Source organism: Bradyrhizobium sp. USDA 376, from assembly GCF_054063675.1.
Genome location: NZ_JBSSGN010000001.1, coordinates 5,495,332 through 5,521,652, shown reverse-complemented (window position 1 = coordinate 5,521,652; position 26,321 = coordinate 5,495,332). Strand labels below are relative to the sequence as shown.

At 61.6% G+C, this 26,321-nt stretch carries 25 protein-coding genes; 6 read left to right on the top strand and 19 right to left on the bottom strand.

What is annotated here, in order from left to right; genetic code table 11:
- Window positions 1-36: 36 nt before the first annotated feature.
- The 4 genes from ACVJ19_RS25310 to ACVJ19_RS25295 all read right to left on the bottom strand — a co-directional run bounded on the left by ACVJ19_RS25310 (window position 37) and on the right by ACVJ19_RS25295 (window position 1,788).
- Window positions 37-540: a type II toxin-antitoxin system YhaV family toxin gene (locus ACVJ19_RS25310; RefSeq protein ID WP_453955202.1), complete on the bottom strand. Its 504-nt coding sequence runs from the start codon at window positions 538-540 to the stop codon at window positions 37-39.
- 29 nt (window positions 541-569) lie between these two features.
- Window positions 570-908, bottom strand: a complete 339-nt coding sequence (locus ACVJ19_RS25305; protein ID WP_453951829.1) for a type II toxin-antitoxin system PrlF family antitoxin — start codon at window positions 906-908, stop codon at window positions 570-572.
- A gap of 104 nt (window positions 909-1,012) precedes the next feature.
- Window positions 1,013-1,210 (bottom strand): hypothetical protein, encoded by a 198-nt coding sequence (locus ACVJ19_RS25300; protein WP_453951827.1) that lies wholly within the window; start codon window positions 1,208-1,210, stop codon window positions 1,013-1,015.
- Entirely contained in the window at window positions 1,207-1,788 is a 582-nt protein-coding gene (locus ACVJ19_RS25295; RefSeq protein WP_453951826.1) for a Panacea domain-containing protein, read from the bottom strand. Before ACVJ19_RS25295 ends, ACVJ19_RS25300 begins: the two co-directional genes overlap by 4 nt.
- A gap of 531 nt (window positions 1,789-2,319) precedes the next feature.
- Here ACVJ19_RS25295 and ACVJ19_RS25290 point away from each other — a divergent pair.
- Complete coding sequence (locus tag ACVJ19_RS25290; RefSeq protein ID WP_453951825.1) at window positions 2,320-2,544, top strand: hypothetical protein; 225 nt, start codon at window positions 2,320-2,322, stop codon at window positions 2,542-2,544.
- A gap of 6 nt (window positions 2,545-2,550) precedes the next feature.
- Window positions 2,551-2,904 (top strand): hypothetical protein, encoded by a 354-nt coding sequence (locus ACVJ19_RS25285; protein WP_453951824.1) that lies wholly within the window; start codon window positions 2,551-2,553, stop codon window positions 2,902-2,904.
- 136 nt (window positions 2,905-3,040) lie between these two features.
- Here ACVJ19_RS25285 and ACVJ19_RS25280 read toward each other — a convergent pair whose 3' ends face one another.
- Window positions 3,041-3,376 carry a hypothetical protein gene (locus tag ACVJ19_RS25280; protein WP_453951823.1) on the bottom strand — a complete coding sequence of 112 codons (336 nt, stop codon included), beginning with the start codon at window positions 3,374-3,376 and terminating at the stop codon, window positions 3,041-3,043.
- Between the two features lie 193 nt (window positions 3,377-3,569).
- Window positions 3,570-3,767, bottom strand: a complete 198-nt coding sequence (locus ACVJ19_RS25275; RefSeq protein ID WP_453951822.1) for a hypothetical protein — start codon at window positions 3,765-3,767, stop codon at window positions 3,570-3,572.
- Window positions 3,768-3,976: 209 nt separating this feature from the next.
- On the opposite strand from ACVJ19_RS25275, the gene ACVJ19_RS25270 reads away from it, so the two are divergent.
- Both ACVJ19_RS25270 and ACVJ19_RS25265 read left to right on the top strand, forming a co-directional pair.
- Window positions 3,977-4,798, top strand: a complete 822-nt coding sequence (locus tag ACVJ19_RS25270; protein WP_453951821.1) for a hypothetical protein — start codon at window positions 3,977-3,979, stop codon at window positions 4,796-4,798.
- Window positions 4,795-5,052, top strand: coding sequence for a hypothetical protein (locus ACVJ19_RS25265; RefSeq protein WP_453951820.1), 258 nt, complete (start codon window positions 4,795-4,797; stop codon window positions 5,050-5,052). Before ACVJ19_RS25270 ends, ACVJ19_RS25265 begins: the two co-directional genes overlap by 4 nt.
- A 699-nt stretch (window positions 5,053-5,751) precedes the next feature.
- On the opposite strand, the gene ACVJ19_RS25260 is transcribed toward ACVJ19_RS25265, so the two are convergent.
- Window positions 5,752-12,879, bottom strand: coding sequence for an immunoglobulin-like domain-containing protein (locus tag ACVJ19_RS25260; protein WP_456739452.1), 7,128 nt, complete (start codon window positions 12,877-12,879; stop codon window positions 5,752-5,754).
- A 796-nt stretch (window positions 12,880-13,675) separates the two neighbouring features.
- Between ACVJ19_RS25260 and ACVJ19_RS25255 the strand changes: the two genes are divergently transcribed.
- Window positions 13,676-13,957, top strand: a complete 282-nt coding sequence (locus tag ACVJ19_RS25255; protein WP_453951818.1) for a hypothetical protein — start codon at window positions 13,676-13,678, stop codon at window positions 13,955-13,957.
- Between the two features lie 191 nt (window positions 13,958-14,148).
- Here the strand turns inward: ACVJ19_RS25255 and ACVJ19_RS25250 are convergent, their stop codons facing one another.
- From ACVJ19_RS25250 to ACVJ19_RS25205, 10 genes are all read right to left on the bottom strand, one after another.
- Window positions 14,149-14,910, bottom strand: a complete 762-nt coding sequence (locus ACVJ19_RS25250; RefSeq protein WP_453951817.1) for an SDR family NAD(P)-dependent oxidoreductase — start codon at window positions 14,908-14,910, stop codon at window positions 14,149-14,151.
- A gap of 21 nt (window positions 14,911-14,931) precedes the next feature.
- A complete protein-coding gene (locus ACVJ19_RS25245; protein WP_453951816.1) occupies window positions 14,932-16,671 on the bottom strand; it encodes a nitrilase-related carbon-nitrogen hydrolase in 1,740 nt (579 codons plus the stop codon).
- Window positions 16,672-16,682: 11 nt separating this feature from the next.
- Window positions 16,683-17,672, bottom strand: a complete 990-nt coding sequence (locus tag ACVJ19_RS25240; RefSeq protein WP_453951815.1) for an acetamidase/formamidase family protein — start codon at window positions 17,670-17,672, stop codon at window positions 16,683-16,685.
- A gap of 33 nt (window positions 17,673-17,705) precedes the next feature.
- A complete protein-coding gene (locus ACVJ19_RS25235; protein WP_456739529.1) occupies window positions 17,706-18,425 on the bottom strand; it encodes an ABC transporter ATP-binding protein in 720 nt (239 codons plus the stop codon).
- Between the two features lies 1 nt (window position 18,426).
- Window positions 18,427-19,143, bottom strand: coding sequence for an ABC transporter ATP-binding protein (locus tag ACVJ19_RS25230; protein WP_453951814.1), 717 nt, complete (start codon window positions 19,141-19,143; stop codon window positions 18,427-18,429).
- Window positions 19,143-20,207 (bottom strand): branched-chain amino acid ABC transporter permease, encoded by a 1,065-nt coding sequence (locus ACVJ19_RS25225; RefSeq protein ID WP_453951813.1) that lies wholly within the window; start codon window positions 20,205-20,207, stop codon window positions 19,143-19,145. The genes ACVJ19_RS25230 and ACVJ19_RS25225 overlap by 1 nt, the downstream gene beginning before the upstream one ends.
- Before the next feature lie 15 nt (window positions 20,208-20,222).
- The gene (locus ACVJ19_RS25220) at window positions 20,223-21,095 is read right to left on the bottom strand and encodes an ABC transporter permease subunit (RefSeq protein ID WP_025035503.1); all 873 of its coding nucleotides are present in this window, start codon (window positions 21,093-21,095) and stop codon (window positions 20,223-20,225) included.
- A 114-nt stretch (window positions 21,096-21,209) separates the two neighbouring features.
- Window positions 21,210-22,451, bottom strand: a complete 1,242-nt coding sequence (locus tag ACVJ19_RS25215; RefSeq protein WP_453951812.1) for an urea ABC transporter substrate-binding protein — start codon at window positions 22,449-22,451, stop codon at window positions 21,210-21,212.
- 10 nt (window positions 22,452-22,461) lie between these two features.
- Window positions 22,462-23,127, bottom strand: coding sequence for an ANTAR domain-containing response regulator (locus ACVJ19_RS25210; protein WP_453951811.1), 666 nt, complete (start codon window positions 23,125-23,127; stop codon window positions 22,462-22,464).
- Entirely contained in the window at window positions 23,124-24,284 is a 1,161-nt protein-coding gene (locus ACVJ19_RS25205; RefSeq protein WP_453951810.1) for a transporter substrate-binding domain-containing protein, read from the bottom strand. The genes ACVJ19_RS25210 and ACVJ19_RS25205 overlap by 4 nt, the downstream gene beginning before the upstream one ends.
- Before the next feature lie 95 nt (window positions 24,285-24,379).
- On the opposite strand from ACVJ19_RS25205, the gene ACVJ19_RS25200 reads away from it, so the two are divergent.
- Window positions 24,380-24,505 carry a hypothetical protein gene (locus tag ACVJ19_RS25200; protein WP_453951809.1) on the top strand — a complete coding sequence of 42 codons (126 nt, stop codon included), beginning with the start codon at window positions 24,380-24,382 and terminating at the stop codon, window positions 24,503-24,505.
- Between the two features lie 66 nt (window positions 24,506-24,571).
- Here the strand turns inward: ACVJ19_RS25200 and ACVJ19_RS25195 are convergent, their stop codons facing one another.
- Window positions 24,572-25,060 (bottom strand): flavin reductase, encoded by a 489-nt coding sequence (locus ACVJ19_RS25195; protein ID WP_453951808.1) that lies wholly within the window; start codon window positions 25,058-25,060, stop codon window positions 24,572-24,574.
- Between the two features lie 7 nt (window positions 25,061-25,067).
- On the bottom strand, window positions 25,068-26,321 hold the full coding sequence (locus ACVJ19_RS25190) for a Zn-dependent hydrolase (RefSeq protein WP_453951807.1): 1,254 nt from the start codon (window positions 26,319-26,321) through the stop codon (window positions 25,068-25,070).

The following is a 26,321-nucleotide window of genomic DNA, read 5'->3' as shown; positions in this document are numbered from 1 at the left end:
GAATGTCGCCGCCAACTAGCCTCCCGATTTAGGACACTAAGCGCCTGTTGCCTTCTGCTCGCCCTGAGCCGATAGTCCCTCGGACAGATTTGTTAAGCGCTCAATATTCTCGTCTGCTTTACAGGCAGCGAAGAGGACGTCCCAACTGTCGGGAGGATTCCCGTCATCCAACATCCTCTTAAAGACGGCATAGGCATCGCTTTTCGCCCCGCGCGTCCGCAAGGTTTGTTCGTCGTTGACCCACGAAAAAATAATTACCTTAAGCCCGTTCTTCTGCATGTAGCGGAAGAAGAGCCGAAATCTTCCGTTTCCGAATTTCGCCCGAAACCAATGCGTGTAAGTATCTCCAAGGGTTTTGCCTTGCCGATATACATCCCGCGTTGGGTCCTGGGGAATTTGCTCAAACGCAATGCGGGCCAGGGCCGCAAGTAATTTAGCGTTGGCCTTGGTTTTGTACGCCGCAGGATTCTTTTCCTTGTCGCGTTCAACGGCAGAAATCAGCCGCTGAAGTTGATCAAGAAAAAGAGGATGGGCATACAGTGCCCATCCATTGATGGTAAGGGGCGGCGTCAGAGGTCGACCTCGCCCTCGATTGCATCGTCAGGATCAATCTTGATATCACCAACGAGCGCTTCAATGTGCTTAGCCAAGTCTGGCGGGAGCCCACGGACGTGTCCGGGGTTCCGTTGAATATCGCGTGCCAAAAAGCCTAAGAAGGCGGTGATGGCAGGATCGTCCCCCGCATCGTCAGCCCGACGCAAGGTTACGCCGCTGTCCGCAACTTCATAAGCAATCTTGTCGCCTTCGCTCAGCCCCAGCGCTTGGCGTACAGGCTTTGGCACCGTTGTTTGCCCCTTGGACGTAAGGGAGCTGAATTCAACGAAGCCGACGATGTCTCCGTATCTCATGGCTACCTTTCCTTCCGGCACACTCAAAAGTAAGGATTTTTCCTTACTCCGTCAATGTCCTTAAGAAGGAAAGGTTTCAGAGGGATTAAGGTCTGTGCGCCTAATCACGCCCACCCACAAAGTTCCGCTTCACCTCGGGCCGGCTTGTTCGGTTCTGGCGGCAGCACCGCGTCAATCAGGCCACCGAGTCGCCCCCCTTGCGCACCGACGACTACAAAGAATTTGTCGGCTGTATCGCCATCGTCGAACTCGAAACCAGCCCAATGCAGGACTGATCCAGGTTCTATGGCGTCGTCGCTCATGCAATTCCTTTGAGAAGCTCCCTTCGATCTTCCAATTCATCCCGTGAAATAGTTGGGGAATCCTTTAGCAGAGCCTCTCCGTTCAAAATCAGATCGGGCGAAATTAGTTTCCCCGATCCTTGCCCCTTATCGCCATAGGTAGTTCGCCACGGCTCTCCTTTGCGGTGGGAAAACTCGCTCATATCTTCGGCTTTTAGATCACGAAAGAACTCGGCAACCGTCTCGATAATCTGTAGCTCTCGTTTTGAGAAATACTGCTTGTCGAATTTGCTCTTAGCCTTCAGGTCGCGGCGCAGCAGCGCATCATTTATATCGTCTTTGATCTTGTGAATCGCGACTGCCGATTTAAGGTCGGCATCTCCCCCACGTTTGATTTCATCAAACAGTTTCGTGGGTACAGGCCCTTTTGGAAGGGCTCGATAATCAAGATTGAAGATCGTTCTGCCAGTTTGGCGGAAGTGCTCAAAGTCAGCGAAATTCAGGAGCTTGAAAAGCTTTAGGGTGTGACAATGATTTGTCGCACCTAAAAAATAGATGATCGCATTGAGTAGCTTTTCCCGGTCTCGCGATACAAACATGGGTTCTGATCAGGCGGGAGGGAAGATAAGCGTGACTATCATTGCATTGGTCGGGCTCCCGCGCCTGTAATTTCGACGCAACACGTAAAAATTTGTTCCATGAACAAATGGTGAACAAATGATCTGCGTCAAGTTAGAGCGAGACGAGCAGGTGAGAATTTTCTCTCAAGTTGAGAGAAAATCGGTTGGACGGCCGGAAGGTGGGGTTCGCTCGGTTTACGCGGCTGCCTCTGGCCCCCAGGGCGGTCGGCCGGAAGGAGGTGTCTGCGCTGCATCGCGCGAGCTCGGAATTCGGGAGATAGGTCGAGCCAAATTGACGCGGTCACGTTTGTTCCCCTTTGCGGCCCGTTAATGTTTGACTAGTATTTTCCCGTTGAGGCGCGGTTGAGGCGCGGCAAAAAGCGTTCCTGGGGCATGGGAACGCCGGTTGGCCCCGGCTGTTACTCCACCCCCGGTTGACTTTTCCTTGCGAATAGCGGCTCTATATAGGGGTTGTTAATGCCTGCCACCGTCCATCACACTGAGATTGACATGACCATCCCCGCTTTTTGGGCGCGATTTCTCGTGTTCGTGAGCTTGGCAAAAGCTGCCATAGCTGGTGCAGGCGTGGCCGTTGCCGTCCTTGGTGCTCTCGACATTGCTTTCGCGGCGACCGCTCGGGAATTTCTGGATCAGGTAAGGCCCCATTTCCTCGATTTCGCGGCTATTGGCGGCGGCCTACTTGGGGTGGTGGTACGGACCGTGCTCGCCCGATGAGGTCGTGTGCTCGATATCGTCCTTGCAGTGGTATTGCTGCCGTCTAACTCAAGTGAATTGGCCGCTTACTACCTTTTCTGGATATCGCTTTATTTGATCGTCAACGTCATTTGGGACGTTAAGACGAAACGCACGCCTGCTTTTCACTTGGACCGCTTCAAGGAAAAGGGCGATGTTCTTTTCAGTGCATCTAGCTTTTGCTCAAGCCTCTTGATCCTAGTCGGGTTGTTGAGCCCGACGGTAAGACAGCTCGGCAAGGACACAATTGTTCCTCTCGCCCTTGCCGGGTTCTCTGGACTGATCAGAGCGGTGCCGGCGATTTGTCCGTACAAATCGACCGACCCGCTCAAAGAGGACTAGTTCTTCCCGCCCTGAATTACCGTGAACTTCCGTCCCCCCATGCCGAGGCGTTCATTCGCTTTCGGGCGGATCCGGCGCGATGTTGTCGTCCGCGCAAAAAAAGAGGCCCGGAAACAAACCTCCGAGCCCCTGAACATCAGTTAGCGATTTTCTCGCTATGATGCGAAAGCATCGCTTTGAGCATGTCGCTCAAGTAGCTCTGGCCATCAGGGAATTCCCAAAAGCCAATGCGGCGTTTGTATTCTGACCAAACCTCGCTGAACGATCCGAGGTCTCCCTCGTAACTTTCGGCGAAGGCGTCTAGTCGACGGTGGATTTCCGAGCCTTGTAGTGCACGGACTTCCCCCGCTAGCTTTTCCAGCAGTTCGGCGGCTTCAAGGTTGCGCCGATCGTCTGGATATTCTCTGGCCTTCTGTCTCCGCCATTCGGCGGAATACCCAAGGTCCTGCGCTTCTAGTTCTAGATCAAACATTAGAACGCTCCTGGCTGTTTTAATCACACAGTGGAGCGCCGCATGCTGTGTTTGGCCCTTGCGGGCAGATCAAGTCTGGCAGCGCAGGGCTAGGATTGTCACAACCAGCAGGCGGTCGCAAGAGGACGCGCGCGAAAGCCGCCCCAGAGGGGCTTGGCAAAATCTCCGATTGGGAAGTTGCCGGCCAGTTCGCTCATTTTTTCCCCTTCGGGCCGATCTTCTGCAGATCCTCAGCCATGTCATCCATAGCGCGAAGGGCCCTTTCCGGACTCGAGCCTGCGCCCTGTCGCCGCTGCGGCTTAGACAGGCCGATCTCGACCAACCGGCGGACGGCTTCGGAGCGAGTTGGCTTGTCGGGCTGTTGTGCCGCCCATGCATCAAGGTCTGCCATGAACTCATCGGAAAGCCGAAACGTGCGCGCAGGGTCCCTACCCGTTGCGGGGCGACCTGCGCCGGGTCTCTTTCCGCCGACAGTTTTTGGTATTGCCTTTTTCACAATTTGGTAATACCCTATTCAGGCTTGAAAAACAAGCGGCTCACCAGCGGTGTCGTTACCACCTCTGACGAGCCTGACCTCGATCACTGAAAGGGCTTTCAAAAATGACCGAAGCTGATCGCGTGTTTAACACGCCACACACAAACACGTCTGCAATTCGTAAGGAATTCGCAAGCCTTGCTGAAGCTGAAGCCTTCCTTCAGTCCGAGGGCTTCCACTTGGTCCCGGATTCCTGCAACTGGACCAACGCTGCGGGCGACGATGCCGGCGTGTACGCGGTCGACGGCCGCTATGGCGCGGTGAAGGCTTGGCGCGTTGAGATCAAGCGGAGTAGCGGCGGCGCTGTTGAATCCGAGGACGCGCCGTCGCGGCGCCGCTTCTTGTCCCAAGCCGCTGGCGTGGCCGCTGGTGGCGCCGTTATGGCACTGGCGGCAATTCCGGCCACGGTAGGCGAAGCGGCATCTGCCGCCTCTGTGGCCTCGCCTGGGGCCGACAGCGAGCTCCTGAGGCTCGAGGAGGAGATCTTGCAGGCCTGGGAGGCGTGCCACGCCAACGATGACGAGCTCTACGGGGCGTGCGGGCTCGATGAGCTTCGGAGGGCGGAATACGACCGGCTCCTGGCGCAAGAAAAGGAGCGCGGCAGCTACATCAGTGCCCGGGAGCGCTGGGACGTCGTTTACCAGAATCCTGAGGTCCGGCGGCTCGATCAGCTCGTGGTTTTAAGCGAACAGCACTTCGAAAGGATGGCTGGGCTTGTGGAGCAAATGTGGGGTATTCCGGCCAAGACGGAGGCCGGCCGCTCCGCGAAGGTTCAGGTTCTTCTGACCTGTGTCATGGATTGGCGCGACCCCGACGAGGCCATGGACTGGCGCCCCCTTATGGCGCGCCGCTTGCTGACTGATCTCGTGACGGGGGTGAGCCGATGACCCGCCCCATCGACACCTACGGCGTTCAGGAGGTCTTCTGCGAGGCGCTGGCGCGCGTTGAGCGCATTGGGCCGAACCGGCGGCTGGTGTTCGTGATCACCGTGCCCAATAGCGACGGCACCAAAGAGCAGGTTGCGGTGGTCAAACTCGCACTGTCGGCTAACGCAGCATTCCATGCCGCCCAAGCAATTCTCAACGATGGCGGAGAGCCGTTGGCTGCGCTTGAAAACGTATCGACTGCTTGGGCGAACTGACATTCAGTCGCCCCCAGATCATGCCCGTCGGCTTCCTTCGGCCGGCGGGCTTCTTTTTGGCACCGCGATTGGCACCCAACATGAAAGGCTTGGAGGCTTTAGGGACTATCGAGGACGGGACCGTGACAGTACAACTTTCCTTACAACACGCCCTTTCCCACCGGAAAAGTCAAGCGTTGTCCGTCCAGTCCATCATCGGGGCCGTGGCGACTCTTCGATCTAAGCCATTCATTTTTCTGAGATATTTCGCACCTGATCGATCCGATATGCAATTGGACCGATTGAGAAATCCGGTTTGACGAGGCTTCTGTTACCGAGCTCTTCTAAGGCCATATATGCCCGAATTGGAAGGGGAAACCACATATTCGGATTTTCAGTGCACACGTCACGGACGAGAGCAAGGCGTGCACAGGCTGGGGCCAGAAATTTCCCCCGCATTCGGATCCCAGGCCGAACGATTATACTCACTTTGCGACCTGAGTATAAGTTGCGCTCTTGCTACGGAATGGAAAGGCCTCGCACGACATCTCGTCACCGATCTCGTCGGAACGAGCATCCGTATCGAAGCCCATATCACTCGCTTGCTCCGTCTCACCAAACCTTCTTCCGCAGACTGCAGCGTGCAATTCGACGGTTGAAAAATTCATTCTTCGCCGCTATTCGCAGAAATGACGCAAGATCGGCATGTCGCCGCAATTTTTACAGCAACACGTGTGGATCGAGATACTTGATCAGAGTTCCGCCGGCACCATCTGCTCCAACTTCGAAAGCGCCCGCTGAGTACTGTCCCAGGAGAGCGATATGAGCTGTGTGCGTACCATCGCTTATGCTGAGCATTCCCCCGTCGCCCGCTGCATTTGCGGCATAACTGGCCGTCGTTCCTGCACCTGACAGAATATCGGCCAGGTCGAGTTGATCGTCCGCGTTTAGACCGGCGATGGCCCCCGTGAAATTGATGGAATGATCGAGCTTCAGGGTTCCGATCGCATCAAAGTCAAACTTTACGTCCGCTGATGCCATGCCGCCCAGTTCGAGTGTTGCTGTGCCACTAATCTGCGCCGCGCCTCCCATAACATCGTGGTTGGCAATGATGTTGCCGCCATTGGCCCAGAGCAGACCGAAGTTGGAAACCGCGCTGTCGATCACCAAACCGCCGAGGCCGGTCGCCTCCAAGGTACCGGAATTGATGACCGCGTTCGCTCCGGTATCGATCTCCAGCGAATTGATCCCAGTCGCGATGATGGTGCTTTGGTTGACCAGCGTCATGGTGCCCGCGCCGAGCTGACCGGCGCCGGAAATCGTATTGTCGACGTTGGTCAGCGTCACGTCGGAAACCGCACCGCTGATGACATTTCCGACGTTGTCGGACAACAGCACTTGACCGCCGCCCTCAAGCGATATGCCGTGTTCGATGAGCCGCAGGTCGGTCTCATTGCCGGTCGAACTCAGCGAAATTGTTCCTGTATTCTGGATGATGCCGGACAACGGCAGGATTGCGCCATCGCTGATGGTCATCGTGACGGCGTTGTCGACCACGGGTGTCTGATCGAATACGAAGTCGTCGGCCGAGAGCGAGCCGGCGTCGATGCCGTCCAATGTGATTGTTTGACCATCACCCAGCGTAATCACGGCATTTCCGACCGCGTCATTCGCCGCATGCGCCTGGATGTCGGTGAACGCCGTGAACCCGGCGTAGCCGATCAGGTCAATCTTGTCGTGGATCAGATCGAAACTGTAGACGACATCGTGTCCGATTGGCTGCGAGAACACGAGCAGATCGTTGCCGCTCGAGGCGGTGAGATTATCATCGCCGGAGATGGCAAAGATCGGATTGCCTGGTGCGTAGGCTTCGACGTTGTCGAGAACGGTCGCTCTTCCCGTGCTGCCGTCGGCATTCATCCAGGTCTCAACGACGTTAAGCACGAGTGCACCGGAATAAGACAGCGGCGTCGTCACAGTCAGCGAACCGACGTCATTGGTCACCAACGTCCACGAACCGTCGGAATTGTTTGTTCCTCCGCTGATGGTCCAATCGGACGGAACTCCAGCTATGGTGATCGACACCTCGCCATGGTTTCCGGTGGGATCAGTCAAGCCCAAGTTGATGGGCTCGCCCGCGATGCCTGCCGGCGCCTTGTGCGTCTGCGAGGAAGAATTCCCCGCAGTATCGGTTATCGTCACCGTTATGGAGTCGTTTTGAAGGTTCGCTCCATTGTCGATGCTGTTGAACGTCCAGGTGGTGCCATTCTTGGTGATCGAACTCCACGTCAGGTCCCGGTTTTGCGTGTTGTCAAAGATCCTGAAGGTGGCATTTGGATCGTCGACCCCCGTTACGACAATGCGCTTGTTCGAACCGCCCGATGTAACGTACGCCCAACTCGAGAATGTTGGTTCCTGCCGGTCGATGGAGACGGTGTCAGATCCCGCGCTGCCGAGATTTCCAGCCGCGTCGGTATAGCTCCCCGCAGTCACCGACACCGATCCCGTTGCAGCGACGCCGTCCGTTGCCGTGAAGGTGGCGTGATAGTGCGTGGCATCGTCCTGGGTCAGGCCGCTGATCGTGCCGTTGGTCGCCGCGATATCGGCGGCCGTGAAGCTCGCGCCCGGTGCCTCGCTGAAGGTGAAGGTCACGTTCGAGCTTGGCGTACCGTCGCTCAGCGACGTGGCCACGATATCGACCGCAACCGTCGGATTGAGCCGATCGATAGTGACCGTATCCGTTCCCGCGCCGCCGAGATTGCCGGCGGGGTCGGTATAGCCCCCCGCAGTCACCGACACCGATCCGGCCGCAGAGACGCCGTCCGTTGCCGTGAAGGTGGCATGATAGTGCGTGGCGTCGTCCTGCGTCAGGCCGCTGATCGTGCCGTTGGTCGCCGTGATGTCGGCGGCCGTGAAGCTGGCGCCCGGCGCCTCGCTGAAGGTGAAGGTCACGTTCGAGCTCGGCGTGCCATCGCTCAGCGACGTGGCCGCGATATCGACCGCAACGGTCGGGTTGAGCCGATCGATAATGACCGTATCCGTCGCCGCGCCGCCTGGATTGCCGGCGGCATCGGTATAGCCCCCCGCAGTCACCGACACCGATCCGGTCGCAGAGACGCCGTCCGTTGCCGTGAAGGTGGCATGATAGTGCGTGGCGTCGTCCTGCGTCAGGCCGCTGATCGTGCCGTTGGTCGCCGTGATGTCGGCGGCCGTGAAGCTGGCGCCTGGAGCCTCGCTGAAGATGAAGGTCACGTTCGAGCTCGGCGTGCCATCGCTCAACGATGTGGCGACGATATCGAGCGCAACGGTCGGCGGCGTAGCGTCGATGACTTGCGCAGTGGCCGACCCGGTGCCGACCACCAGATTCTCGAAGTTTCCACCTTCGGTCCCCGTGATCGTCGCGGTCAAACTCGACGAGTTGGGGGTGCTGACGATCAGTGTGCCCGTGGTCTGGCCGTTGGCGATCGTGATGTCGCCCTGGTCGGTATGGACCGTGGTGATGCCTTCCGAGGCGTTCGACAGCGTCGCCGTGAACGTGATGGTTGGATCGTGGTCGGTCACGTCCGATGTGGAGAGGTTCACCGTGGCATCGGTGATGGTGTCGTTGACCTGGGCCGTCGCCGTGCCGGTGCCGACCACCAGGCTCTCGAAGTTGCCGCCCGAGGTGCCCGTGATCGTCGCGGTCAGACTCGTGGCGTCGTTGTAGACGTCATCGCCATTGCCCGAGGCGATCACCAGCGTTCCGGTGGTCTGGCCGTCGGCAATCGTGATGTCGCCCTGGTCGGTATGGACGGTGGTGACGCCTTCCGAGGCGTTCGACAGCGTCGCGGTGAACGTATAGTTGGCGACGGCGCCTTCGAACACCGTCGAGGCACTGAGATTCACCGTGGCGTCGGTGATGGTGTCGTTGACCTGGGCCGTCGCCGACCCGGTGCCGACCACCAGGTTCTCGAAGTTGCCGCCCGAGGTGCCGGTGATCGTCGCGGTCAGCGATGATGCATCCTGATAGACGTCCTCGCTATTGCCCGAAGTGATCACCAGCGTCCCGGTGGTCTGGCCGTCGGCAATGGTGATGTCGCCCTGGTCGGTATGGACCGTGGTGACGCCTTCCGAGGCGTTCGACAGCGTCGCCGTGAACGTGTAGTTGGCGACCGCGCCTTCGAACACCGTCGAGGCACTGAGATTCACCGTGGCGTCGGTGATGGTGTCGTTGACCTGGGCCGTCGCCGACCCGGTGCCGACCACCAGGTTCTCGAAGTTGCCGCCTGAGGTGCCCGTGATGTTGGCTGTCAGACTCGTGGTGTCGTTGTAGACATCCTCGCCGTTGTTGGCGTTGATCGCCAGCGTCCCAGTGGTCTGGCCATCCGCGATCGTGATGTCGCCCTGGTCGGTATGCACCGTGGTGACGCCTTCCGAGGCGTTCGACAGCGTCGCGGTGAACACGTACTGCGCCGACGCCCCCTCGTCCTGGGTCGAGGCGCTGAGATTCACCGTCGCATCGGTGGTGGTGTCATTGACCTGGGCCGTCGCCGAGCCGGTGCCGACCACCAGGTTCTCGAAGTTGCCGCCTGACCTCCCCGTGATCGTAGCCGTCAGGCTGCTGGCGTCGTTGTAGACGTCCTCGCCGTTGCCTGAGGCGAGCACCAGCGTCCCAGTGGTCTGGCCGTCCGCAATCGTGATGTCGCCCTGGTCGGTATGGACCGTGGTGACGCCTTCCGAGGCGTTCGACAGCGTCGCCGTGAACACGTACTGCGCCGACGCCCCCTCGTCCTGGGTCGAGGCGCTGAGATTCACCGTGGCATCGGTGATGGTGTCGTTGACCTGGGCCGTCGCGGAGCCGGTGCCGACCACCAGGTTCTCGAAATTGCCGCCTGACGTCCCGGTGATCGTAGCCGTCAGGCTGCTGGCGTCGTTGTAGACGTCCTCGCCGTTGCCCGAGGCAATCACCAGCGTCCCGGTGGTCTGGCCGTTGGCAATCGTGATGTCGCCCTGGTCGGTATGGACCGTGGTGATGCCTTCCGAAGCGTTCGACAGCGTCGCCGTGAACACGTACTGCGCCGACGCCCCCTCGTCCTGCGTCGAGGCACTGAGATTGACCGTGGCGTCGGTGATGGTGTCGTTGACCTGCGCCGTCGCCGACCCGGTGCCGACCACCAGATTCTCGAAATTGCCGCCTGAGGTGCCCGTGATGTTGGCGGTCAGCGACGAAGCATCCTGATAGACGTCTTCGGCGTTGCCCGAAGCGAGCACCAGCGTTCCGGTGGTCTGGCCGTCGACAATCGTGATGTCGCCCTGGTCGGTGTGCACCGTGGTGATGCCTTCCGAAGCGTTCGACAGCGTCGCCGTGAACACGTACTGCGCCGACGCCCCCTCGTCCTGGGTCGAGGCGGTGAGGTTGACCGTCGCGTCGGTGATGGTGTCATTGACCTGCGCCGTCGCCGAGCCGGTGCCGACCACCAGGTTCTCGAAGTTGCCGCCCGACGTTCCCGTGATCGTCGCGGTCAGATTCGTGGCGTCGTTGTAGACGTCCTCAGCGTTGCCCGAAGCGATCACCAGCGTCCCGGTGGTCTGGCCGTTCGCGATCGTGATGTCGCCCTGGTCGGTATGGACCGTGGTGACGCCTTCCGAGGCGTTCGACAGCGTCGCCGTGAACACGTACTGCGCCGACGCCCCCTCATCCTGCGTCGAGGCGGTGAGGTTGACCGTCGCGTCGGTGATGGTGTCGTTGACCTGCGCCGTCGCCGAGCCGGTGCCGACCACCAGATTCTCGAAGTTGCCGCCTGAGGTACCGGTAATTGTCGCGGTCAGATTCGTGGCGTCGTTGTAGACGTCCTCAGCATTGCCCGAGGCGATCACCAGCGTTCCGGTGGCCTGGCCGTTCGCGATCGTGATGTCGCCCTGGTCGGTATGGACCGTCGTCACCCCCTCCGAGGCGTTCGACAGCGTTGCCGTGAACACGTAGTTTGCTGCCGCGCCCTCCAGCTGCGTCGACGCGCTCAGATTGACGGTGGCATCAGTGATGGTGTCGTTGACCTGGGCCGTCGCCGTGCTGGTGCCGACCACCAGGTTCTCGAAGTTGCCGCCCGAGGTACCCGTGATTGTCGCGGTCAGACTCGTGGCGTCGTTGTAGACGTCATCGCCGTTGTTGGCGTTGATCGCCAGCGTACCGACCGTCTGGCCGTTGGCGATCGTGATGTCGCCCTGGTCGGTGTGGACCGTGGTGATGCCTTCCGAAGCGTTCGACAGCGTCGCCGTGAACACGTACTGCGCCGACGCCCCCTCGTCCTGCGTCGAGGCGGTGAGGTTGACCGTGGCGTCGGTGATGGTGTCGTTGACCTGGGCCGTCGCCGAGCCGATGCCGACCACCAGATTCTCGAAATTGCCGCCTGAGGTGCCGGTAATTGTCGCGGTCAGATTCGTGGCGTCGTTGTAGACGTCCTCAGCATTGCCCGCAGCAATCGTCAGCGTGCCCGTGGTCTGGCCGTCGGCGATCGTGATCACGCCCTTGTCGGTCGTGATCGTCGTCGCGCCCTGCGAGGCATTCGATAGCGTCGCCGTGAACACGTAGTTCGCTGCCGCGCCCTCCAGCTGCGTCGACGCGCTCAGATTGACGGTGGCATCAGTGATGGTGTCGTCGACCTGCGCCGTCGCCGCCCCGGTGCCGACCACCAAATGCTCGAAGTTGCCGCCTGAGGTGCCCGTGATGTTGGCGGTCAGCGACGAAGCATCCTGATAGACGTCCTCGCCGTTGCCCGAGGCGAGCACCAGCGTCCCGGTGGTCTGGCCGTTCGCAATCGTGATTACGCCCTTGTCGGTCGTGATCGTGGTCGTCCCCTGGGAGGCATTCGACAGCGTCGCAGTGAACACGTAGTTGGCAGCAGCACCCTCCAGCTGCGTCAACGCGCTCAGATTGACCGTGGTATCGGTGATGGTGTCGTTGACATGCGCCATCGCTGTCGCCGTGCCGACCACCAGGTTCTCTAGACTGCCGGCCGACGTCCCGGTGATTGTCGCGGTCAGCGATGAAGCATCCTTGTAGACGTCCTCGCCGTTCCCCGCGGCAATCGTCAGCGTGCCAGTCGTCTGCCCGTCTGCAATCGTGATCACGCCCTTGTCGGTCGTGATCGTGGTCACTCCCTGGGACGCATGATCCAAGGTGGCTGTGAACACATAGCTCGACGTCGGCCCTTCAAGCTGGGTGGCCGCACTCAGATCGACCCTTGTCGTGCCTTCGGCATTAAGCACTACAATCTGCTCGATGCCTGTAATCTTGAGATCGAGCGTCTTGAAGGTATAGGTTGAGCTGTCGGCCTGTCGGGTTTGCGTGTTGATGTGCTGCGGAAGCCAGACATTCCTGACATACGCAATCTCTGCCGAGATGGCGGCGTCGTTCAACTGGGTTGGACTCAGCCATATCTGCAGAGTGTCAATATCCGGCGCAGACCCGACTTTGCCGAGCTGCACCGCGCCATTACCCCCGTCATAGGAGTCATAGCCTTGGAAAGCATTGCCTGCGACCACGGTCTGACTGGAAACCGTACCGAGGACCGTCTGATCTGTTCCTGACCAAACAGTCCCGCCGCTCAATGAAAAGCCAGCACTCGTGATGGAGTAGGTCCCGCCCAGGACGTACTGGTTCTCAAAACCCTTGTAGATCAGGGTATCTGTCCCCGATCCGCCAAGAACGGTGTCAAAGCCGCTGCCACCATTAAGGATGTCATCTCCGGAACCACCATTGAGACGATCATTGCCTGCGCCGCCGGAGAGCACGTCGTCGCCGGAGCCGCCGACTAAATTGTCGCTGCCGGAAGTGCCTGTAAGGATGGTGGTGCCACTGGCGCTTGCCATTGATGATGCTCCAAAATGTCGTGGTACAAAATTCGCGCGTGGGTATGAATTCAGATATTTTATGAACTAGATGCCGTAACGGTTTCGAACTTTGCAGGCCTCGATTGACAGGGTGGCAATGAGTACGCGCCGTCGCAGCGCACCTCAAATAAAGCCTGCCGTGCAATCACCGGCAGTGCTTCCGCCCCCGGCGCAATATTTGTCCAAGACGGACTCGAAACTGGCCGGCCGATCGGAAGCGATCGGCGGCCCTCCAGCTCGCCTCTAAAGAAACAAGAATTTGGGAATCCCAGAGGGCGCGATTCAAACTCGGCCTTCCGAATGAAGCTAACGCGACCCAATACACACTCCTCAAACTCTGCGGACACAGAGCAGGTGTGACTGCAGTCGAAAATCAATTCACCGTGCCATTAACGCTCGTTCAAGGAAATGAGGCGAGCGTCTTGGCGACAAGCAATCGCAGCTTCTGCGCTGTGCCAGTCTGCCTTGCTATGAAAGACTCCGAACGCACTAACCTGTCCACTTCCGGTGCGGCCCTGCATTCCGCACGCGTTGAAAACTCTCTTGCTCTTAAAGTCATTAGCTTTGTGGAAGTCTCTGCCTGCGGTCACGCGTAGGCCCGGCTGAACCTCCCAACGTAAAAATTGGTTTAAACATGCCGAAAATTTGCGCATCCGTCCAGAGCCGGGGAGGATGCGCGTTCTTAACTATTAATGCCCCAGCCTTAACTATTAATGCCACAACGCCAATGGGTTACCTTGGTCGCGTGAATAGCGCCGAATCCCGGGAAACTACGGTGGTCCTTTCTGACCTCTGTTTCCGCCAGAAGCAGCTTGAGAGATTTCGCCATCGCTCAACCTCTGGCACACGGCGTCGGTTCAAGACGGGATTCCATGCTGAATTGAACAACGCCTATTCGCAGGGCTTGAAGCGATCCAATTCACTCGAATGGCGTCTTGCAAGGCCGACCGCGGGCGGTCCGACCGGCGCCCAGTTGTTCGACGACCAGCGCAACGCCAACTTGAACGAGAATATGATGGCGGACGGCGAGATGATGAACTTGCAGATGCAGCGCTGACCGGGAGAGATCAAGACATAGCTGAAAGTTTGCGCGCAGCCGATATTGCTTCCCACGAGCGATCCGGACCGGCAGGGCGGTTCGATTCCGTGCCAAGTGGTCCGAGATGGCATGGGTTACGCAGATGGTCAACGGCAACGGGGGCGTCCACTGCGTCCTTGCAAAATCCCGCTGCCCTAATCACGCCCTCGTTAGAATTGGACGCCGCGCGTCAATGCGCCATCGACAACGAGGTTCGCCCCAGTGATGAAGCTTGCCGCGCGGCTCGCCAGGAACACCACCGCGTTGGCCATCTCCTGCGGCGTGCCCATCCGTCCCGTCGGATTGAGCGCCAGCGCGGTCTTGTAGAGTTCTGGGTTGTTGTCCTTAATCATGTTCCAGACGCCCCCCTCGAAATAGGTATTGCCCGGCGAGACCGAATTGGCGCGGATGCCCTTTCCCGCAAGCTGATTGGCGAGCCCTTGAGTGTAGTGGATGATCGCCGCCTTGAAGGTGCCGTAGGGACCGGCGGCGAAATCGACCTCGCGCCCGGAGACGCTGGAGATGGTGACGATCGCGCCGGCCTTGCTCTTCTCCAGATAAGGCATGGCTGCATTCACCAGCCGCACCGTGCCCATCATGTCGGTCGAGAACTCCTTCTGCCAGCTTTCGTCATCCTGTCCGATCGCGAGCGCGCTGACATTGGCGACGACGACGTCGACGCCGCCAAGCTTTGCCGCCATATCGCCAACCCAGGCGTTCAGGACGGCCGCGTCGGCGACGTCCACCGCACCGCCATAGGCTGCGACGCCCTTGGCCTTGAGCGCAGCGACCGTACTTTCGACCTCGGCCAGATTGCGCGAGCACACACCGACATCGGCGCCCTCGGCGGCAAATGTCTCGGCGATCGCGCGGCCGATTCCCTTGGTGCTTCCGGTGACGAGAACCTTGGCGCCCTTAAGTCCCAAATCCATGGTCGGCTTCCTTTTCTTGGTTCAGTAGTTCTTCGCAGCCACTTTGACCAATCCGCGATAGCTGTGCGGCATGCGCATCGACACCAGATCCTTTCGGCGCACCACATTGGTCGGATAGACGCTGTCGAGATTGGTGGTGTCGACCAAAGCGGTAGCAAGCCCTGTGCCGCCGGCCGCGATCGCCTCCCGTCGCGGAAACGCGAACGTGTCAGGCCCGAATACGCCGCTCAGCCCGGGATAGCCACGCTTGGGATCGACCACATTGGCGAAGGCGACGAACAGATTGTTTTCGCCCGCGCGAACGCGGAGATGATGCCAGTGATGCGGATCCGGGCCGGTCGGAATCGGCTTCGGCTGTTCGACCTCCGTGCCGGCATGCGACGAACTGAAGCGTCCCTTGATCGCGGCAGGACAGGCGATGAGATCGCAACCGCGCAGCGCGAGCACCCGGCCCGCCTCCGGAAACGAGGCGTCGTGACCGATCAACAGCCCGATGCGGCCGAGCGGCGTGTCGACGACGGTCCAGCCTTCTCCGGCCGTCGCCCAGCTTCGCTCGTCAGCGGTGAGATGCGTCTTGCGATAGACCGAGATGTCCCCATCCGGCGTGACAAGGCAGGCGCTGTTGTAGAGCGTGTCGCCGGCGCGCTCCGCAAGGCCGCAGACGAGATAGAGACCCAGCTCCTCGGCGAGTTCCTCGAGGCGATCGGTTGCCGGGCCAGGTATTGGCTGCGCCGTTCTTGCGGGATTGCCGAGACCGGTCACCGCGAGTTCCGGGAACACGACGAGATCAGCACCTTCCGCGCTGGCCTTGCGCGCGAATGCCGCGATCTCCGTGAGATTCTGGTCGACGTCATCGCGAGGTGAAAATTGCGCGACACTGACTTGCGATGTCTTTCCGGCCGGCCACGGCTCGTGACCATAAAGACCGAAGAAATCGTGCGGGTTCCAGCTGAACGTGTCGGTCAAGAGCTCCGGATAGAGCTCCGGCCGGCGCTGCGCGAAAACGGCTTCGCCAAGCACGCGGCGCGCCCGCGCGGCGTCGAGATCGATTTCCGAGAGCAGCACGCCGTCGCCCTTGTCGAGCACGGCGATCACCTGCCCGTCCGGCGCGATCACGCAGCTTCCGCCGCTGAACTGCACGGTGCGCTCGAGCCCCCATCGATTGCTCTCGATGACGTAGCAGCCGTTCTCGAAGGCGCGGCTGATCCAGTAAGGCGCCGGCGTGCGCTCCGCCAGCCAGTTCGAGATGTGGCAGATGATGTCGGCGCCGCCGAGCGCCATCAGCCGTGCCGTCTCCACGAAGTGGATGTCCATGCAGATCAGCATCGCGATGCGCCCGATCGGCGTCTCGAACACCTGGTTATGCAGGTCTCCCGCCGCCGCCCATTTCGGCTCGGAGATATAGGGATGCGTCTTGCGGTGACGGCCGACGATGCCGTCAGGCCCGATCAGGACGGCTGCGTTGAAATAGATGTTGTCCTCGTCGACCTCGGGCATGCCGACGACGATGTAGCAGCCATGTTTGCGCGCCAGCGCCGCGAAACGATTTGTTGTCGGTCCCGGGATGGTCTCGACGAACGGCGCGACCTCGGCGCGATCGAACCAGCAATAGCCCGTCGTTCCCATCTCCGGCGTGACGATGAGCTTTGCGCCCGCCACCGCCGCCTGCTCGCAGAGCTCGAGCAGGCGCGCGATGTTGCGCTCCTTCTCGAACATGGTCGGCTCGAACTGGACGGCGGCGACCTTGTGAAGGGTGGACATTCCGATCGGCCTCAAGCGAGATAGGACTTCTTGATGGAGGCGCCCAACGTGTATTTGGGATCGACCATGTTGCCGAGCCTGACACGGCCAGACTGGGTCAGCAGCATGTAGGCATCGATCTCGTCGAAACCGTAATCGGCCGCCATCCAGCGGCACAGCTCGCGATAGGCAATGCGGGCCGCATCCTCCATCGGCCGGGCCGAACCGATGGTCATGATGAAGTCCTTCGTTTCCAGCCGCGGCCAGGCGATGGTCCAGTTCTTGATGAGGTCGACCTGCACCGTGGTCACGGTCGGATGCTCGATGGCGACGCCGCAGAGCTCGCCATCGCCCTGCGCGGCGTGGCAGTCACCGAGATAGAGCAGCGCGCCCTTGGTGTTGACCGGCAGGTAGATGACGGCGCCGACGCCGATATCGGGCAGATCCATGTTGCCGCCGTAATAGTCGGGGACCAGCGAGGAGATCGCCTCGATCTCCGGCGAGGTGCCGATGGTGCCGATGAAGGGCTCATAAGGCAGCGTGATCTTGTCGTTCCATTTGGTGCCGGTCTTGGCGTCGATCTCGAGCTTCTTGACCCGCTCCGGCAGCGCCGGGTTGAGCAGCGCGGTCTGCCCGGTCGAGACCAGCCCGCCGAAGTCAGGCATCACCACGGTGGTGCCGCAGGGCTGCGGCCCTCGCGGCACGATACTCTCGATGTAGACCGCAAGTGTGTCGCCCTTCTCGGCGCCGTTGACGTGGATCGGCCCGTTCTGCGGATTGAGGAACGGGAAGTTGAGAATCTTCGATGGGCTGTCGGTCTCCTTCTTGATGGCGCCCTCGAACGCGTCATGGGTCTCGGCGGCGACCACCGCACCGGGATCGACGGTCAGCACCGGCTTCACATAGGGGCCGTAGACATAGTGGTACTTGCCCTGCTCGCTCTCCGTGATGGTGTATTTCGTGCCGCGCTCGCCTTTGGCGACACCCTTGCGGGCCATGATGGAGTCTTTCTGCCAGGACATTTGCTTTTCTCCTTCTGTCGTAGGCGTCAGTCTTCAAACCGCGAGATGTCGGCGCATCTCGGCCTCGTCGTCGAGCGCCGCGCGATCGAGATTGGCGACGATGCGGCCCTTGTCCATGACGTAGCAGCGCTGCGCCATGGCGCGGATCATGTCGAGATTCTGCTCGACCAGGATGATGGTCACCCCGGTCCTGCGATTGAGCTCGACCATGTTGCGCGCGATGTCCTGGACGATGTTGGGCTGGATGCCCTCCGAGGGCTCGTCGAGCAGGATCAGATTGGGATCGGCGATCAGCACGCGTCCGATCGCGAGCTGCTGCTGCTGGCCGCCGGACATGGTGCCGGCGCGCTGGCGCCAGCGCTCTTCGAGGATCGGAAAGGCTTCGACGATCTTGCGCCGGCCGGCTTCGGGAACGCCGCCGCCCTTGATCGCAGCGCCAACAGCGACGTTCTCGCCGACAGTCAGGCGCGGAAACACGTCACGCCCTTGCGGCACATAGCCCATGCCGAGGCGCGCCCGCTTGTGCGCGGGCAGCGATTCCACCGCCTCGCCGCGATAGACGATCGAGCCGCCCATCGCCGGCACGAGCCCGATCAGGCTCTTCATCAGCGTCGACTTGCCGACGCCGTTACGTCCGATCACGGCGACGATCTCGCCTTCCCGCACCTCGATCTCGAGGCCCTGGAGCACCGGCTTGCCGCCATAGCCGGCGCGCAAGCCCAGAGTCGAAAGGATCACTTCCTTGCGCGGCATATCAAGCATGAGCCTGCCCCAGATAGATCGCCGCCACACGCTCGTCGGCAACGATCTCGTCGATCGAGCCCTGCGCGAAGACCTGGCCGAGATGCAGCACGGTGACGCGGTGCGCGACCTGCCGGACGAACGCCATGTCGTGCTCGATCGCCAGCACCGTCATGCCGTCGGCATTGAGCCGCTGCACCATCTTGCCGGTCATGTGGGTTTCCTCCGGCGACATGCCGGCGGTGGGCTCGTCCAGCAGCAGAAGGCGCGGCTTCAGGCTGATCGCCATGCCGATCTCGAGCCATTGCTTCTGGCCATGGCTGAGATTGCCGGCGATCTGCGTCTGCTCGGATTCGAGGCCAAGGAAGGCCAGCAGCCGGCCGATCTCCGCGTCGAGCTCCGCGCCGCGATGCCGGCTCTGCAGGGCGATCTCCAGATTCTGGCGGACGGACAACCCCTTGAATACGCCAGGCACCTGGAACTTGACCGAGAGCCCGCGGTGAATCCGCGCGAAGGATTTCAGCGCCGTGATGTTTTCCCCGGCGAACAGGATGTCGCCGCTGCCCGGATGATGCTCGCCCAGGATCAGGCGGAACAGCGTGCTCTTGCCGGCACCGTTCGGCCCGATCAGGCAATGGATCTCACCGGCCCGCAGTGTGAGATCCACGGAATTGGTGACGTGCAGGCCACCGAAATGCTTGTTCAGCTTGCGCAGCTCGAGCAGCGACATTAGCCGGTCCTCTGCGTGAGGCGGGTGGCGATGCGACCGAGCCAGTTCATCACCCCGAGCACGAGACCGTTGGGCGCGATCAGGACTGTGAGCACGAGCAGCACGCCCATGAAGACCAGCGCGTACTGGCTGCCGTAGATCGTAAGCGCCTGGAACGCGGCGAGCACCACCAGCGTGCCGATCACCGTCGACGTGAGGTCACTGCGGCCGCCGACCGCGACCCAGATCAGCGGCAGCGCAGCCGCCGTCATGCCCATGCTGGACGGCGTGATGTACTGCCCCCACACCGTGTAGAGCACGCCGGAGAGTCCTGCGAGCGCGGCGCCGATGACGAAGGTGATGAGCTGGTACTTGCGCACGTCATAGCCCAGCATCTCGGCCCTTTCAGGGTTCTCGCGGATGGCGACGATGACGTTGCCGAACGACGAGTTCATCAGAATGCGCAAGGCCAGATAAACAAAGACCAGAAGGCCGAGCACGAGGTAGTAGAGGCCGACATCGGCGAACAGCACGATCGGCTCACCCGGCCACGGGATGGTGAGCGGCGGCATCGCACTCATACCGTTAAAGCCGTTGAGCCGTGCACTACCGATGTGCCATTCCGGCCCAGCAGTCTGCGCCATGAAGCGCTCCAGCATCAGCGTCACCGCGAGCGTGACGATGCCGAGGAAGACGCCGGCGATGCGGCCGAAGAACATAAAATAGCCGAGCAGCACCGCGAACAGCGCGGCGATCGCCACCGCGATCACCAATGCCAGCAACGTGAAGCCGTAGGCCGCGCCGAAATTGATGGTGAGGACGCCGTAGCCATAGCCTGCGATCCCGAAGAAGGCGGTCTGGCCAAAGGAGAGCGAGCCGCCATAGCCCCAGATCAGGCAGAGGCTGAGCGCGATGAAGACCCAGACGAAGAAGTACACCGTGTTGCCGACGGTGTACCCGTCGCTGAACAGCGGATAGGCCAGCGCGACGGCGAGCACGAGCGCGAACAGGCCCCAGAAGGCCGGACCGCGGCCGACGGTCTGCGGGCCTTCGAGACGGCGAAACAGCGAGAGGAAACCGGTCACGACGCCATCACTCCGTCAGGTGCGCTCGCGCAGCACGAAGCCGGAGATGCCTTTCGGCAGAACCCGGACCACGATGATGACGGCAACCAAGAGGCCGATCTGGCCGAACAGCTGCCCCTGCCACGACGTCATCACCGATTTCACCACCGCGAGCACGCCGCCCGCGGGCGCCGTGCCGAGGAAGACGTCGGCGCCGCCGATCACCACGGTGACGAAGGCCTCCATGATGAAGGTCGCGCCCATGGTCGGCACCAGCGTCATGGTCGGCGCATAGAGACCGCCAGCAAGGCCGGCTAGCCCTGCCCCGCAGGCGAAGGTGAGGCTGTAGATCAGGCGCGTGTCGACACCGAGCGCGGCCGCCATATGCGGGACCTGGATGGTGGCACGGGCCAGCACGCCGAAACGCGTCCAGTTGAACAGCGCGTAGAGCGCAGCGAGCACGCCGAGCGCGGCGCAGAACAGCACGATGCGATAGATGGAATAGGAGTAGTCACCGACCTGAAAGCTGCCGAAGGGCGTGCCGACACCGGCCATGGTCGAGCCGACCATGATCAGCGTGCCCTGCGTCGCGATCAGGCTGAGCCCCCAGGTGGCGACGATGGTGTCGAGCGGACGGTCGTAGAGATGGCGGATCACCGCAAGCTCCACGACGACACCGACCAGCGCCGACACGAGGGTGCCGGCCAGTATTCCTAGCGGCAGCGGCAGGCCGGCATGCACGGTCGCAGCGGTGACGTAGGCGCCGCACATGATGAATTCGCCATGGGCGAGATTGATCACGCCCATCATGCCGAAGATCACCGCGAGCCCGCAGGCCGAGAGCACCAGGAATGCGAAGGCGTCGCCGAATTGATAGAGCGCCGAGAAGACGTGGGTCGCGATGTCCATGAATCAACCAGGATGTAGGAGGATGCGGCAGCGCCGCCGCAGATGTCCGTGACCGCTCCGGCGGGCGGCAACGCCAGAGGCGTGCCGCAAGCGCCGGAGCGGTCAGCCGCCGGGTCAGGGTTTCGGCGGCGGATTCGACGGCGTGTACTGGGCCATCGGATCCTTCTTGGTGAGGTCGCAGCCGGCTTCACCGAGCCAGTAGGGCTTGATGTCCTCCCAGGTCTTCGGGAACGAGATCGAATGATCGGCGCCGACCTTGGCGAGATAGATCGTGTGCGACATGTGCTGGCTCTTCGGGTCGATGCAGACCTTGCCCTCCGGCGCGTCCATGCAGACGTCGCCCATCGCGATCACCTTGCGGATCTCCTCGCGCTTGGTCGATTTCGCGCGCTCCACCATTTGCTTGTAGAGGTAGACCGCGAGATAGGAATTCTCGGCCTCCTGATTCACATAAGGCTCGCTCGGGAATTTTGCCTTGAACTTGGCATAGAACTCCTTGCTCTTCGGCGAGTCGATCTCCTCGATGTAGTTGGTGGTGACGTACATGTCCTTCAGGCTCGGCGGCTTGAAGCGCTTGTGCTCGTAGCCCTGCCCGACGTTGACCGAAGAGGCCATCGGCAGGTTGACGTTGGCCGAGGCGGCCTGCTCGTAATAGGAGGCCTGCGCGGTGCCGACCAGCAGCGTGACCACGAAATCGGGCTTGGCCTTCTGGATGTTCTGGATGCTCTGGGAGAACTGCGAGACGCCGAGCGGGATGAACTCCTCGCCAGCCATCTTGCCGCCGTTCTCCTTGACGATCTTGCGGACCCATTCCGCCGAGATCTGGCCGAAATTGTAGTCGGCGGCGAGCGTGTAGACGTTCTTGCCGTACTTCTCCATCATGTAGGGAATGAGCGTGGAGAATTGCTGCTCGGGCACTGCGCCTGTCACGATCATGTGGCCGTCGCAGACGCCGCCTTCATACTGGTTGTTGTAGAAGGCGAAGCCATTGAACTGGTCGACGATCGGGCGGTATGCCTCGCGCGAGGCCGAGGAGAAGCCCGCGAACACGACGTCGACCTTGTCGCGCTGGAGCACGCGCCGCATGAATTCCTGGTAGCGCGTATTGTCGGACTGGGTGTCGTAGGCCACGAGCTCCAGCGGCCGGCCCATGATGCCGCCGGCCTTGTTGATCTCGTCGGCGGCGAGCTGGATGGCGTGGACCTTGCCGATCGTCGCCGCGGCGAAATCGCCGGACTGATCCTCCAGCACGCCGAGCTTGATCGGGTTTTCCGCTGCGAGCGCCTGATGTAATCCGAAGACAAGCGTCCCCGTGAGGGCTGCGGCGCGCAGCCCCCGCAATACAGACTTGGTCATTTGGCTTCTCCTAGATGGCCTGCTTGTTGCCGCCTTGCAGCATGATGCCGGTCGTGCGGCCGGACGTGTCGGGCGGCTTCGCCCGCCTGCTCAGAAACTCCTCACAATAGAGTTCCATGTTCTGCCGCGCGCGCATGCTGTCGCGGCGGAGCTGGGAATAGGCGCCCTCCTCGTCGAGACTGTCCTGCTGCATCAGCAGGATGACGGCCCGGATCACTGCGCGGCGGCCGCGGCGGCGTTCCTCGAGGCCCTGCAGGCGCTCGTACATCTCGGCGCGCAGCAGGAACTGGTTGATGCCCATGAACAGAGATGTGTAGACCGCGCCGCCATGCACCGGCTTGCGCAGGAACGAGGTCGCGCCGAGATTGACCAGCGCCTTGAGTCGGCTCGGCGCCTCGACGCCGACGAGGCCGATCACGGGTACCGGCGGCAACCGCGAGGCCGGGTTGATCTCGATCGCAACCGCGCCTTCGAGATCGCCGTCGACGAACAGGATGTCGCGATCGGCCTGGAGGCTCGCAGTGTCGATCTGGGCGCGACCGTCGATGATTTCAGGATATTCGGTCGAGACGCCGAGCTTGGCCAGCGTGGTTTCGAGCGCGCTCTCCCATCCCCCTCGCCGTGTGACGACGATGGCGCGGCCGCCCTTGAAGTTCTGCAGCAGTCGAGAGCTCATGATTGCACCACTTTCAAAAGCGGAGAGCGCATTGCGCTGGCAAAGCGCGGCGACGACTGGACGAGATAGGGATCGGGCGCGATCGGCTCGCGGGATTCCAGCAGCACCTCGAATTGCCCGTTGGCGGCCGAGCGACCGATGCGCGGGGTAAGCCAGGCATGAAAGGTCTGCCGGTCGATGCGCACCTCCCCTTGCGGCGCGCGCAGCCGCTGATCGGCCACGCCGGCGCGCACGGTGCGGGCGTCATCGGTGCCGGCCTGCGACAAGGCCGCGGCGAGCAGCTTGACGGCGATGTAAGAGGCTTCGGCATCGGCCGAGGACACCGGTCCATCCGGAAAGGAGCGCGTATAGGCGCCGATGAAGGCGGCATTTTCGGGCGAGTTCAGTGACGAGAAATAGACGCTCGAGGACAGGTGTCCATCGACCGCATCAGGACCGATCTCCGGCAGTTCCGGTTCCGACAGCGTGCAGCTCGCAACCGGGATTTCCACAGCCTGGTCGATGCCCCGCGCGCGGCAGGCTACGCGGAACGCGCGGAAGAACGCGTAGGCACTGGTGCCGATCAAATTGTTGAAGACGAAATCGGGACGCTGGTCGATGATCGCCGCGATGACCTGGTCGACCTCGGTGTCGCCGACCGAGAGATAGCGCTCGGCAAGCACGGTGCCGCCGCGCGCCGTCAACGCCTCGCGGAAGATGCGATTGTTCTCCCAGGCCCAGATGTAGTTGGAGCCGACGCAGAAGGCGCGGCCGCCGACGCGTGAGGCGAGATAGTCGACCAGCGGAAGGACGTGCTGATTGGGCGCGGCGCCGGTGTAGATGACGTTATCGGAGCTCTCGAACCCTTCGTAGTGCGAGGGATACCAGAGCAGGCCGTCGAACTTCTCAAAGCAGGGAATGACCTCCTTGCGGCTCGACGAGGTGTAGCAGCCGACAACCTGACGGATGCCCGAATTGAGCAGTTCAAGGCTGAGTGAGCGATAGCGCGCGAGGTCGCCGGACGGATTGACGACGACAGGCTCCAGCTCGATGTCGGAGCTGCTCGCATTGACCTCCTGGAACGCCAGCAATGCACCATTAAGGATCGAACGCGCGACGACGCTGTAGGATCCAGTCGTCGAGAACATCACTCCTATTCGATACAGCTTCCGCGTCATCACTCGATCCAAAAACAAAAAAAGCGCCCGCCGGCTGTCAAGCCGAGGGCGCCCTCGCCGCCAACCAAACACGCTGGGAAAGCGTGGCGTTGGAAATGATTGAACTCGTCGCGTTGATGGGCCGTGTTGCCCTACGCTCGCCCGATACGGTCGTTGAGATCGAATATGATGTCAAGCGCGTTGTTGCAGCGAGGATTGCCGCAATTCGTGCCGGCGTGTAGCAAAACTGTGCAAGGCGGTTCACGACCGCGGAACGGACCTACCAAGCCGGCCGGCACGGCTGCGGGTCAAAACACTGCCCGTACAGAGTGGTAGGCGCGGCCAAGATAGATCAGGTTCTCCGTCGAACCAGCCTGCAGCGCAACAACGCGACAAAACAACACATCATGCGTGCCGACGGTCGTGACATTAACGATCCGGCAGTCGAAGGCAACCGCGCAGCCGGCGAGAACGGGCGCCCCCGTTTCGAGCGTCGACCATGTCGCCGCCGCGAACCGCTCCGCGGCAGGCACCTTGCCGCCAAACAGCCGCGACAGCGGCTCCTGCTGAGCCGACAGCACATTGACGCAGACGACATTGTTGCCGGTCACGCTTGCAAACGCCGAGGACGCGCGGTTCATGCACACCAGAAGCGTCGGCGGATCGTCGGTGACGCTGCAGACGGCTGACGCAGTAAACCCCGCGCGACCTGCGGGCCCATCGGTGGTGACGATACTGACTGCGGCGCCGAGGCGCGCCATCGCATCGCGATAGTCCGGCGGGGCGACGTCGTGCATCAACTCCTCACGCCTCGATCGCCGGCGCTAAGGCGATGTCGCGCATCACCTGTGCCAGCACGGAGGCGCCGGCGGCAACATGATCGGGCTCGGCCCATTCGTGTTCGACATGGCTCACGCCGTCGCGGCACGGGATGAAGATCATCGCGGTGGGGCAGATTTTTGCGAGGTGACGGGCATCGTGACCGGCCGCGGAGAGGATCGCCATGGCGGAATGCCCCTGCTCTCGTGCCGCCTCCGCGATGCTTGCCCGCAGACGCGGATCGAAGGCGTTCGAAGGAGCATCAACGAGCGGCGTCACCGTGACCGTACACGGCGAGGCTTGCTCTTGGCAAAGAGCTGTGATGCGCGCGCCCGCGGCATCGAGCACCGCATTGTCAGGGTGGCGCAGATCGATGCTAAAACTGACGCGCGACGGGACCACCGAAGGCGCGTTGGGCACAACGGCGACCCGGGCAATCGTGAACTTGATGTCGGCATCGATGGCGCCGATCTCGGCATAGAGCCCCGACGCCATCCGGGCAAAGGCCGCGAGCGCATCCCGCCTCTCCTGCTGCGCGAGCGTACCGGCGTGACCTTCCGCGCCCTCGATCACCACCTGAAACGTCTTCTTGCCCTGAATTCCGGTAACGACGCCGATGGTGCAGGCGGCCGCTTCCAGCAATGGTCCCTGCTCGATGTGCAACTCGATATAGGCTTCGGCCGCAAAGCCGAGCGGCCTGCGCGGCATATCAGGAAAAGCCTGATGCAGGCGATCGAGCGCCTCGCCGACGCTGATGCCGTCTGCATCGCGTGCGGCGCGAATCGCGTCGATGTCGCGCTCGCCGGTAAAGGCCTCCGAGCCCATCATGCCGGGGGCGAAGCGCGAACCTTCCTCGTTCATCCAGGCGACGACGATGATGTCGCGCGCGGGCTTGTCGCCTTGCTCGGCCAGTGAGACCACCGCCTCCAACGCCGCCATGACACCGGCCGCGCCGTCGAACTTGCCGCCGGTCGGCTGGCTATCGAGATGACTGCCAACGAGAACCGGCGGCGCTGCGCGATCGCGGCCGGCCAGCGTCAGGAACAGGTTTCCCGCCGCATCCGTCGACGGCGTCAAGCCCGCTTCGTGCGCCCAGCCGATCACGCGTCGCCACGCCGCGATCTCGCCGTCGCTCAATGCCTGACGGTTGACCCCGCCGGCCGGCGTCGCGCCGATCTCGGCGAGCGACATCAAGCGGGTCCAGAGCCGGTCGGAGTTGATCAGAAGCAGGCTCGTCAT